This window comes from Helcococcus sueciensis DSM 17243, assembly GCF_000423145.1.
Taxonomy (GTDB): Bacteria; Bacillota; Clostridia; order Tissierellales; family Peptoniphilaceae; genus Helcococcus; species Helcococcus sueciensis.
In genome coordinates, this window is the sequence record NZ_AUHK01000032.1 from 1 (window position 1) to 12,776 (window position 12,776).

Here is a 12,776-nt window from a genome sequence, read left to right on the forward strand (position 1 = left end):
AGCAATATTTCCAAATGATTATGCATTACAAAAAAGTCTTTATCTAGCTATGGCAGATGCTTCAGCTAAGTGGACTAGTAGAATAAGAGGTTGGGATAAGGTGTTATCACAATTATCAATATATTTTGAAGGGAGGATATAATAAAAAAAATAGAAAGTAATAGTAAAAAATATCTGCAAATTTTTAACAAAATTTGACAGTGTATTAATAATGTGTAAAATTAAGTTAAGCTTCATTTCTTAAGAAATGAATATCTATTGATACAAAAAATGTATCAACCCATACCCTTTAATATCAGGAAATAGGTTGATACACAAAATTATTTACAGACCCTAAATCAACGTTTTATTCCAAAGTTATCAAATTCGACAATTTAACACGCGATTACGAAATTTCTATTCTTCAATAATCACATTATGATAAATTTTATTTACATCTTCTGCTTCATTTAACATATTCATCAATTTATTGAATGAGTCTATATCTTCTTTTTCTGTGAATGTGACATATTCATTTGGAATCATTGCGGTTTCACATGTATCAAATTCAACATCTGGAATTAATTCTTCTATTGCATCTTGTGCTTTACCGAAGTCAGAGAATGATGTTTTTATAGTCATTTCTCCATCTTCAACTTCTACACTATATACGTCAATATCTGCTTCTAAGAGTGTCATTAACATAGTGTCTTCGTCTTCATATTCAAGTTCGAAAAGACCAACAGACTCGTAGTTGTAAGAAACACCACCAGCGTTTACCATTTTATATCCGTTAGTTTTAGTTAATGCAGTACGAACATCTGTCATTGAACGCATAGTATTATCTGTTAAACAATCAATTATAAATGTTGAATTGTGTGGTCCTAATCCTTCATAACGAGCTTCTTGGTAGTTTTCAATTTCTCCACCTTTTGCTTTTTCAATAGCCCTTTTAATTACATCTGCAGGAATTTGATTTGATTTAGCTTCTTGAATTTTTCTTCTTAAGGTTAAATTCATTTCCGGATCAGGTTCACCGCTCTTTGCTGCTATGTATATTTCTTTTCCGAATCTTGAGTATAATTTTGTTTTGAATGCTTGAGTCTTAGCTATAGATGCAGCACGCACTTCATGAGCTCTTCCCATTTTAATACCTTCTTTCCTTTAATTTTTTTCATAAATCAACGTATGTATTATAGCACAAAGCTTGATATATGTTAAGTGTTTGATATATACATATTTGAAGAATTTAATGACGATAGATAAAAGCTTGATAATAGATTTCTATTTATACAAAAATTTAATTAATATGATAAAATATAGATATCATATTAATTATGGAGGCAATTATGAAAAAACTTTTTGAAGTTAATACAAAGACAATTGTAGCTTCAGCATTAGGTGCAGCTATTTTTACATTATTATTTATGTATGTTAAAATTCCTTCACCAATTCCAAATACAAGTATACAAACAGCTTATGGTGTGAGTGCGTTCTTCGCATATCTATTTGGACCAATAGCTGGAGGACTTATTTCTTTTATAGGACATGCACTAAATGACTCAATTCAATATGGTTCAGTTTGGTGGTCATGGGTGATTGCATCTGCATTATCAGGTTTCGGATTTGGTTTTGCATATAGACAATCAAGAATAGAAGAAGGAATATTTGGCAAAAAAGATATTATTAGATTCAATGTAATTCAAGTTATTGTAAATGCGATTGCATGGTTACTTGTAGCTCCTACTCTTGATGTTCTGATTTATTCAGAATCAGCAAATCTTGTATATACACAAGGTGTTTTAGCTGCATTAAGTAATGCAATTTCAACAGGTATAATTGGTACACTTTTATTAGTAGCATATTCAAAAACTAAAACAAAAGAAGGTTCTTTATCAAAGAAATAGAAAAAATGGAAAATACTAAAATAGCATTTAATAATTTTACATTTAAATATTTTACCCAGGAAGATCCTACTCTTTATGATATCAATCTTAAAATAAAAGAAGGTGAGAAGATATTAATTGTAGGAGCTAGTGGAAGTGGTAAGTCTACATTAGGTCATTGTTTAAATGGCCTAATTCCTTTTGCTTATAAAGGAGATATAGAAGGAAGCGTAAAGATAAATGGTGTAGAAACTAGAACTGAGAAGCTTCATATTATTTCAAAATCAATAGGGACAGTTATCCAAGATACAGATGCTCAATTTGTAGGCCAGACAGTAGGAGAAGATATTGCTTTTTCAATGGAAAATGATTTGATACCAACTGAAGAAATGAGACAAAAAGTACTTGAAGTAAGTAGATTGGTAGGAATGGAGAATTTCCTGAAAGATTCACCATATCAAGTTTCAGGTGGTCAAAAGCAAAGAACTTCTATAGCAGGAATCTTGGTAGATGATGTAGACATTTTACTATTTGATGAACCACTTGCAAATCTTGACCCTAAAACTGGTAGAGTTGCAATAGAGATTATTGATGAAATTCATAGAAAACACAATAAAACTACAGTTATAATAGAACATAGGATTGAAGATGTTTTGTATAGAAATGTTGATCGTATAATTCTTGTATCAGATGGAAGAATTATTTCTGATACAAATCCAAATGATTTATTAAAATCAGATCTTTTAATTAAAAATGGCATAAGAGAACCTCTTTATGTAACTTTGCTTAAATATATAGGACAAGACATTTCCAATATGGATTTAAGCGGAGTTGATACTTTAGATTATGATGAAATCAGAAATAAAGTAGAAGGATTTATACAAAAAGAAAGACCAAAAGATCAAATATATAATGAACAAGTTTTAGAAATAGAAAATGTAAGTTTTTCATATGAAGGTGTAAAAAACAATCTTGAAGATGTATCATTCTCGGTGTATAAAGGCGAGATGCTTGCTATTGCAGGTAAAAATGGAGCTGGAAAATCAACTCTTGCAAAATTAATTTGTGGTTTTAATAGACCAGACAAAGGTTTAATTAAGATAAATGGTAAAGATTATTCTGATTTATCTATTAAAGAAATAGCTGAAAATGTTGCATATGTTATGCAAAATCCTAATCAAATGATTTCTAAAGCTATGATTTATGACGAAGTTGCTTTAGGTCTTAGATTCAGAGGTGTTGATGAGGAAGAAATAAGAGATAGAGTAGAAAGAGTTCTTAAAATATGTGGTTTAGACTCATTTATAGATTGGCCTATATCAGCTTTAAGTTATGGTCAAAAGAAAAGAGTTACAATTGCATCAATCCTTGTATTAAACCCAGATATTATAATTCTCGATGAGCCTACAGCTGGTCAAGATTACAAACATTATACAGAGATTATGGAATTTTTAGAAAGTTTAAATAAACAAGGTGTAACTGTAATTTTAATTACTCATGACATGCATCTAATGCTTGAATACACGCAAAGATCTATAGTATTTAGTGAAGGAAAATTAATAGCTGATGATAAAGCTTCTGTCATACTTACAAAAGATGAAGTGATTGAAAAAGGAAATTTAGTTGAAACATCACTTTATACAATAGCTAAAAGATTAAATTTAGAAAAACCTAGTATATTAGTCGATGCATTTGTAAATCATGAAAGGAGAATTAGATGAAACTAAATATGTTTTCATATCAAAAATTAGATTCTCCAATTCATAGACTTACAGGACTTACAAAGCTTTTAGGATTCTTGCTAATCAGTTTAGCGGTTATGTTTTCATATGATATAAGATATGTAAGCTTTGTGTTTATATTTTCGATATTGGTATTCAAAATGGCGAAATTAAAACTTTCAGATGTTAAAATTATTTTACTTTATGTAATTGTATTTATCATTGTAAATATGATATTCACTTATATATTTGCTCCGGAATATGGAGTAGAAATATTTGGAACGAGAAATGAATTATTTACAATTTATGGAAGATACACAATGACTAAAGAACAAATATTATATATGACGACAAAAGCTATAAAATATATAGCGGTTATACCTATTGGTATAGTATTTTTCTTTACAACTAATCCATCAGAATTTGCATCAAGTTTGAACAGAATTGGAGTTCCTTCTAAAGCTGCATATGCAGTAGGTCTAACTTTAAGATATTTCCCAGATATTCAAAGAGATTATACAGAAATAAGCTTATCTCAACAAGCTAGAGGACTAGAATTAAGCAGTAAATCAAAGTTTTTAGATAGAGTAAAAAATTATTTATTAATAATAATTCCTTTAATATTTTCATCCATTGATAGAGTAGAAACTATAGGTAATGCGATGGATTTAAGAGGTTTTGGTAAACACAAGAAAAGAACATGGTATACAAAAGAAAATCTGAAAAAAGCAGATTATATAGCTTTATTTATTTCTATTTTGGTTACTGTGTTAGGTTTTTATATGATATATCAAAATGGAAGTAGATTTTATAATATATTTATTTAGGAGAAAAAAATGAATTCATTCTTAGTATTACAAAGTGATTTTGGTTTGGTAGATGGTGCAGTTTCTGCTATGTATGGCGTAGCTTTAGTAGAAGAACCTACACTTAAAATATATGATTTAACACATGATATAACTCCATATAGCATTTGGGAAGCATCATATAGACTATTCCAAAGTATGGAATATTGGCCAAAAGGAACAGTTTTTGTATCTGTTGTAGACCCTGGAGTTGGAACAGATAGAAAATCAGTAGTAGCGAAAACTTCAGATGGACATTATATAGTAACTCCTGACAATGGTACGCTTACACATGTAAAAAGATATGTTGGTATAGAAGAAGTTCGTGAAATAGAAGAAAGTAAACATAGAAGAAGAAATACAGAACATTCATATACATTCCACGGAAGAGATGTATATGCATATACTGGAGCGAAGTTAGCTTCAGGTCATATTACATTTGAAGAAGTTGGAGAAGCATTATCAGTTGAGCATATACAAGAACTTGAACTATTTGAAAAAGAAAAGACAGAAAAATCCATAAAAGGGAATATTGCGATTCTTGATGTAAGATTTGGAAGTCTTTGGACAAATGTTACTAGAGAAGAATTTTTAAGTATAGGATTTAAAGTAGGTGACAGTGTTGAAGTCACTATCAAAGATGGTAATAGAGTAGTATTCAATAATAGAGTTAAATATGGAAGAAGTTTCCAAGACGTATATATAGGTGAATCAGTAATCTATGTAAATAGTTTATATAGAATGGCTCTAGCAATAAATCAAGGTAACTTTGCAAAAGCATATAATGTAGGTACAGGAAACAACTGGTTTATTGAGTTTTCTAAAGTTGAAAACTAATGTTATAATCAGGAAATATTTTCTAGTATATATTAGTGGTTAAAATAGTAAGAATAAAATATATTAGAGACAAATATATTAAAAAAAAGTATTATTTTATATTTATAAAATTTAAAAACCGGATTTATCCGGTTTTTTTATATGTTTAAAATACAAGAAAATGTTAAAAAATACCATAAAATAAATTTTAAAAATAAATATAATAAAAATTAAAAATATAAAAACAAACTAGGAAAACGGTTTTATGCAGTTTAAAATTAAATTAATCACATTCTAAGATTTAGTAATAATAATGAAAAATGAATGGGTTTCAAATGAAAACATTTTCATTAACACATAGTTATCAATCTTAATTTTAGAAATCTAACCAGAATCACTGTTTGAGTTTAAAATAACTATCTATAACTTTATACTAATATTAGATACTTGTATCTGTAAAAAAATATTAGGAGGAAAACATATGGTAAACAAGAAAAGGGTTCTTAGTTTGATACTAGCATTTGTTATGTTATTAGGATTTATACCTTTTAACGCTTTAGTTTCTACTGCTAAGGCTGAAGAACTAGTTGACGAAAGACCTTTAACGTTAAGACCTAAGGAAGTTCCTTTAGGAGAAAATTGGACTGCAGGATCAAATCTTAATGATGAGATAAATAGAGGTTCTGTAAAGTTAAGAGATAGATTTAGAGGTAATGTAATTAACCCTCTGGCAAGTGATGAAGCTAAAATACAAGTTTTATCCTTGATGAACTCTAAAGCACAATCTAGATCATCAGTAGGAGCTGAAGGATTTAAGACATATGCTTTTGATAACTGGCAATATACTGATTCTATGATTTTCTGGGATGGTAAAATACCTACTCCAGACGTTATAGACGCTGCTCACAGAAATGGTGTGCCAATATATGGAACATTATTCTTTAATTGGTCTTCATCTTCTGCAGATATGGCAGTATTAACTAATTTCTTAAGAGAAGACTCTCCAGGATCAGGTACATTCCCTGAAGCTAGAAAGTATGTAGATATTGCTAAATATTATGGTTTTGATGGATATTTCATAAATCAAGAAACTACAGGATCAGGCATCTATGGTAAAGGTGTTAAGATGAGAGATTTCATGATTTATGCTAAGAAATATGCTGAAAGTGTAAATTATCCAATAAGATTCTCATGGTATGATGCTATGACAAATGAAGGACCAAGAAATCACTATAACGCTGTAAATGGTTACAATGATTACTTCGTGAAACCTAGAGGTGGGGTAATACCTGGGGATGAGTTCTTTATCAATTTCAACTGGACTAAGTATGGTAATGAAGGTACAGCTGAACACATGAAAATGATAGGAAGAAGTCCTTATGATGCTTATGCTGGATTTGAGTTACAACAAAACTCAATAAATACTGGTATTAGATGGGATGAGTTAATTAGTAGTAAAGATAGAAAAGCTATAGTATCAATAGGTCTATTCACTCCAGACTCAATACTAGGACTATCAAAAGATGGTGAAGACTATCACGTTCAAGAAAGAAACTTCTGGACAGGATATGAAGGAGATCCATCTCTTTCAAAAGATAGACATGGTTGGAGAGGTATGTCAAGATTTGTATCAGACTATTCTCCAGTTACAAGTACACCATTTAAGACTTTCTTTAACACAGGTCACGGGAAAGCGTGGTTTGAAAATGGAGAAATGTCAAGAGACTATGATTGGAATGCAAGAGGTGTTTCCGAAGTATTACCAACATGGAGATGGTGGATTCAAACAACAGGTACAAGATTACAAGCAAAATATGATTATTCAGATGCATACTATGGTGGTAACTCTATAAAATTCCACGGAGCATTAAATGCTGAAAATCAAATTAACTTATACTCTACTAAATTAGATGCTACAAGTTCTACAAAATTAAGCATAATAACTAAAGGTGGAGAAAACTCAACCATTTCAGTTGGTGTTACAACAGATGAAAAATATTCAAATGAATCATTTGTATACAAAAATGTTGAACCATCAACAGATTGGAAGACAACAGAAATTGATTTATCACAATTTGCAGGTCAAACTATAAGAGCTATTAATATTAAAGTTAATGGTAATGTTGCTGACTACTCATTAAATATAGGTGGATTATCTGTATATGAAAGCAGCGAAAAGGTTGCAGCACCAACAAATCAAAAAGTGAAAAATCATCTTCTATTTGATGCTAAAAATTCTGAAGCAATGATAGAGTTTGATAGCGTTGAAGGTGCAGACTATTATGTAGTATATGCTGACAATGGTAAAGGTTTTGAATTTATACAAGCATCATCTTCAAATATAATGTATCTTCCAAATATTCAAAGAACAGAATCTAGTCAAGGTACTGTTCAAAAATTAAGAATAGTAGCAGTTGGATTAAATGGAACAATTTCTGAACCAGCTGAACTTGATTTAGATTGGAAGATGGAAGTAGAAGATACAGGTAATGGAATTGTTATAGATTCTCCGAACGTAGTACTTGGTGCGGAAGTTATCGATAGAAGTGCTGAAGAATCTGGAGAAAAAGCAGAAAACGCATTAAATGGAACAATTACAGGAAACTCAGACAAATGGACAGTTGCAGGTGCTAGATCTGGATACATGGATATCAGATTAACAGAAGAAAGAACTATCCGTAGATGGAGAGTAGAACACGCAGGTCATGGTGGAGAATCTGTAAATGACGGTTTAATGAACACAAGAGATTTTGAATTACAATATAGAAAAGATTCAAATAGTCCTTGGGTTACAGCTAAACGTATTACAAACAACAAAGCTCATGTTACTGATGTTAATTTAGATGAACCAATAACAGCTCAAGAATTTAGATTAAAAATTAATATAGCAGATAATGGATCACCTTGGGGTGCTATCAGAATCTATAACTGGATGATGTTTGAACAACCTCTAGATTTAGATGCAACAACAGTGGTTCCTATGTCACAAGTTACAGCTGATCACATTAAAAATGATGAATATAAAGTTGTATTAAGAAATGTAGAAGAAAATACTAAAGTTGAATTATTCTCAGACAGAGAAGCAAAAAATCTAATTGCAGAACAAAAAACTACTGCAAAAGGTAATGTAATTTTTGATAATCAAAAATTAGAAGGTGAATCTGGATTAGTTTACTACAGAACTACAGCTGATGGAAAAGAACCAAGTGAGATATTAGCTGTATATTATGAGAAAGCTGATGAACAAGAGCAACCAGCAGGTAATAAAGAAGCTCTAAAAGCTTTATTAGATAAAGCTGAAGCTTTAGATAGAAAATTATATAATTCAGAATCATTAAAAGAATTAGATAAAGCTGTTAAATCTGGAAAAGCTGTTTACAATAAAGCAGGCGCAACAGATGAAGAATATGCAAAAGAAATAGAAAAATTAGAAAAAGCATTTGCAGCATTGATGATAAATTCTATGGATGTATTCTATCCAGGATTAGAAGGTAGTAATTTCTACAGAATACCATCAATAATAAAAACAGAAAAAGATACAGTACTTGCAGCAGCAGATATGAGAAACCAAACAATCCACGACTGGAATGATATTGATATCGCTGTTAGAAGAAAAGAAAAAGGTTCTGCTGAATTTGGAGATTTAATCAAAATTCTTGACTTAGCAGACAAACAACAATTAAAAGAATCAGCATTCGCAATAGATGCATCTATGGTTGAATCAAATGGCAAGATCTTTATGTTAGTGGATATGTTCCCAGCATCAACAGGATTAGGTCAAGATGATAGCATTAATAATGAAACAGCTGGTACAGGATACTTCAAGAAGGGTGATAAGAACTATCTAGAACTTACATCAACAAGAGGAGTAAAACATTATGCTGATGAAAATGGTGATGTTTATCTTCAATCAAATGGTGCAAAGACAGATTACAAAGTAGTTCTAAAATCTGAAAAACAACCATTCTCAGATTTAGGTGATTTATACAAAGGTGAACAAAAGATAGGAAATGTTTATCTAAAAGATGCTGAATTAAAAGTTAAGAAGACAGCATACTTATGGTTATTGACATCTGAAGATGATGGAAAGACATGGTCATCACCTGTAGATATAACACCACAAGTAAAAGCTGATTGGATGAAATTTATTGGTACAGGTCCTGGTACAGGATTAAAACTTGCAAATGGAAGACTTGTATTCCCAATTTACTTCTCAAATCAATATTCACAAATGTCAGCAGCGTTAGTATACTCTGATGACAATGGTGAAACATGGAAAAGAGGAGAATCACCAAATGATGGTAGAGTTTATGGTTATCAAACTTTAGACTCAAAAACAATAAATGGTACAGCAAAACAATTAACAGAATCTCAAGTAATTCAATTAAAGAACGGTGACTTAAAACTATTTATGAGAAACGTTTTAGATGGAAATCCAAAACATATACTAATAGCTACAAGCCGTGATAATGGTGAAACATGGGATAATACAATTGTTAGAAATGGATATGAATCAAATTCATGGTGTCAAATGTCTGTAATCTCATTTGAAAGAGATGGAAAAGAATATGTTATGACATCACAACCAATAGTTCCAGGTACATGGAATAGATACAAAGGTACTGTGAAACTAGGAGAAGTTAATCCTGCAGATTCAAGTATTGATTGGATTGGTGAAAAAGTAATAGATCAAGGTGCATTCCAATATTCAGTATTAGTGAACTTAGAAAATGATAAATTTGGTGTTCTATATGAAAGCGGAAATGATTCAATAACTATCAAATACAAAGAGTTTGATGTTAAAGAATTATTAGAAGAAAAACCAGAAGAAGAAACATCAAATCTAGCAATTAGAAAATCTGGAAATAAATATCCAGTAGCTATAGCATCATGGACAAATGATGGTCAAGAATCAAGCGATAGATTAACAGCTATAAATGATGATATTATTTCATACAACAACAATCCTCAAAATAGATGGACAAACTGGTCAAGAGCTAGACAAACTAATGACTGGGTTGGATATATATTTGGAGATAAAGTAGTTAAAGAAGAAACGGTAGATGAAATAAATATTGCATTCTATAAAGATGGATCAACAAATGCAACTAAGACTATTTCTATTGAATACTATGTAGGTCCTGATTTTACAGATCCTAAGACTTTAAGTAGAGTTTCTGAAGAAAATCATCCATTTAACGATAAAGCTAATTGGAAATCTGTAGAAAACTTGAAATATGAAAATCAAGGTTCTGAAATATTAGCAGGTAAAGAAACTTCATTCACATTTGATCCTGTAACTACAAAAGCTATAAGAGTAAATCTAGAAAGAAAAGATGGAAACTTTGGTGTTGGTATTACAGAAATGCAAGTGTTTGGAAATGCTGAAGAAGCAGTAAACAAAGATAAACTAAAAGCTGCAATTGAAAAAGCAGAAGGATTAGATTTAGCTAATAAGACTGAAGAAACAGCAAAATCATTAAATGAAGCTTTAGAATCTGGTAAATTAGTATTCAAAGATGAAGAAGCTAAACAAGATCAAGTTGATAAAGCAGAAAAAGCTATATTAGATGCAATTGCAAACTTGAAAGATAAAGAAGAACAACAACCAGGTACTTGTGAAATAGTACAAGAAGCATTAACAGAAAGCAATATCTACAAGACTCCAAGATTCTGGGTAGACTATAATCAAACTCAAACTAGAGAATCTGCTTTAGTTGATGGTGATGAATCTACAATTGTATGGTATGGAGCTGATGGAAATGCATATCAAAAAGGGGACTATGTAGGTTTAGATCTTAAAGAAGTTAAGAGATTAGATAAATTTACATTTGTTTCAGGTGGATTGAAATCACATGAAAATGAATTCAGTGGACCAGCAGGTGACTACTTCAAATCATATGTAGTTAAATATTCAGAAGATGGATCAACATGGAAGACATTTGGTGATGAAATCACACAAAGTAAACCAGTTCAAAAGAATGTAATCGACTTCTCTAAAGAAGAAATTAATGCAAGATATGTTATCGTTGAATCTACAGTTAATGAGAAAAAATGGGTAAGATTCTCAGAAATGTCCATTTCTACTCTGAAATGTGCAGAAGAACCTGACAAAGCTGATAAGACTGCATTGATTGAAAGAGTTGATGAAATAACAAAAGAATTACCACAATTAAATAAAGATAAGACAAAAGAAACATTAGATGCTTTACAACAAAAATTAAATGAAGCTAAAGAAGTAATTAAAGATAAAGATGCTACAGAAGAAAAAGTAGCTGAAGCTTTAGCAGCATTAAATAAAGCTTATGATGCTTTAGAAAATAAAGAACCTATTCCAGAAATAGAAAATCCATTTGGAGATAAAAAAGCTAGAATAGTTTCAGTAGATGCTGGTAGAAAATACTTCTCAGTTGAACAATTGAAACAAATTATAGATGAGATTTCAAAAGCTAATTATACACATCTTCACCTATTATTAGGAAATGATGGAATGAGATTCTTATTAGATGATATGTCTATCACAACATCAAAAGGTAAATATAGTTCTGAAGATGTAAAAGCTGGTATTACAAAAGGAAATCAAAAATATGGTGATTCAAAGAGAATTACAACAAATGCTTCAACATCATTAACACAAGCAGAGATGGATCAGATATTTGAATATGCAAAAGAAAAGAATATCAAGATAATACCATCAATAAACTCACCAGGACACATGGATGCAATACTTGTAGCTATGGAAGAACTTGGAATCCAAAATCCATATGCATATAATGGATCAAGAAAATCTGTAACTACATTGGATATTGAAAGAGAAGATGTAAAAGAATTTACAAAAGAATTTGTACAATTATACATTGATTACTTTGCATCTAAAGGTGCTGAAATATTCAACTTTGGAGCAGATGAATATGCAAATGATGCATTCCAAAATCCAGGATGGTCACATCTAGTTCAAACTGGCAAGTATGATAAATTTATAGAATATGCAAATGACTTATCAGAAAGAATATTAAGAGCGGGTATGAGACCTATGGCATTTAACGATGGATTCTACTATGGATCTAAGACAAATGCAGACTTTAATAAACAAATCATAATCGCACTTTGGACAGCTGGATGGAGTGGATTCGATGTAGCTCCAAGTAAATTATTCATAGAAAAAGGTCACGATGTATTGAACGTAAACGACTCATGGTACTATGTAATGGGTAGAGAAAACTCTTATGATGGATGGTACCATAGACAAATGGCTTTAGAAGGAATTAGAAATAAAGCATTTGATGTAAACGTTGGAGACCAAATAGAAACTATTGGTTCAATGGTTGCAATGTGGGCTGATGAACCAAGAAGAGAATTTGAATTAGATAAATTTGTAGATTGGATAAATGCATTTGCAAACAGAAATCCAGAACAATTTACTAAAGAAGTTGAAGAAGAAGTTAATAAAGAAAAACTAAAAGATTATGTAGATCTAGTTGATGATTTATTACCAAGTTTAGAAGATTTAATTACAAATGAATCTCTTG

The 12,776-nt window shown here is 30.6% G+C and carries 6 protein-coding genes and 1 pseudogene; 6 read left to right on the top strand and 1 reads right to left on the bottom strand.

All coding sequences use genetic code 11. From position 1 onward, the window contains the following. Positions 1-142 (top strand): annotated as a pseudogene (locus tag G534_RS08950) (IS256 family transposase); the annotation flags it as partial. Between the two features lie 254 nt (positions 143-396). On the opposite strand, the gene G534_RS0106675 reads toward G534_RS08950, so the two are convergent. Further along, complete coding sequence (locus tag G534_RS0106675; protein ID WP_027348424.1) at positions 397-1,125, bottom strand: YebC/PmpR family DNA-binding transcriptional regulator; 729 nt, start codon at positions 1,123-1,125, stop codon at positions 397-399. A 203-nt stretch (positions 1,126-1,328) separates the two neighbouring features. Between G534_RS0106675 and G534_RS0106685 the strand changes: the two genes are divergently transcribed. The 5 genes from G534_RS0106685 to G534_RS08455 form a co-directional block, all read left to right on the top strand. Beyond that, a complete protein-coding gene (locus G534_RS0106685) occupies positions 1,329-1,886 on the top strand; it encodes an ECF-type riboflavin transporter substrate-binding protein (protein ID WP_027348425.1) in 558 nt (185 codons plus the stop codon). 5 nt (positions 1,887-1,891) lie between these two features. Further along, positions 1,892-3,586, top strand: a complete 1,695-nt coding sequence (locus tag G534_RS0106690; RefSeq protein WP_027348426.1) for an ABC transporter ATP-binding protein — start codon at positions 1,892-1,894, stop codon at positions 3,584-3,586. Next, positions 3,583-4,413 carry an energy-coupling factor transporter transmembrane component T family protein gene (locus G534_RS0106695; RefSeq protein ID WP_027348427.1) on the top strand — a complete coding sequence of 277 codons (831 nt, stop codon included), beginning with the start codon at positions 3,583-3,585 and terminating at the stop codon, positions 4,411-4,413. Before G534_RS0106690 ends, G534_RS0106695 begins: the two co-directional genes overlap by 4 nt. A 9-nt stretch (positions 4,414-4,422) precedes the next feature. After that, positions 4,423-5,268, top strand: a complete 846-nt coding sequence (locus G534_RS0106700) for an SAM hydrolase/SAM-dependent halogenase family protein (RefSeq protein ID WP_027348428.1) — start codon at positions 4,423-4,425, stop codon at positions 5,266-5,268. A gap of 460 nt (positions 5,269-5,728) precedes the next feature. Beyond that, the coding region (locus G534_RS08455; RefSeq protein WP_156896584.1) for an endo-beta-N-acetylglucosaminidase at positions 5,729-12,776 on the top strand (7,048 nt) is incomplete at its 3' end.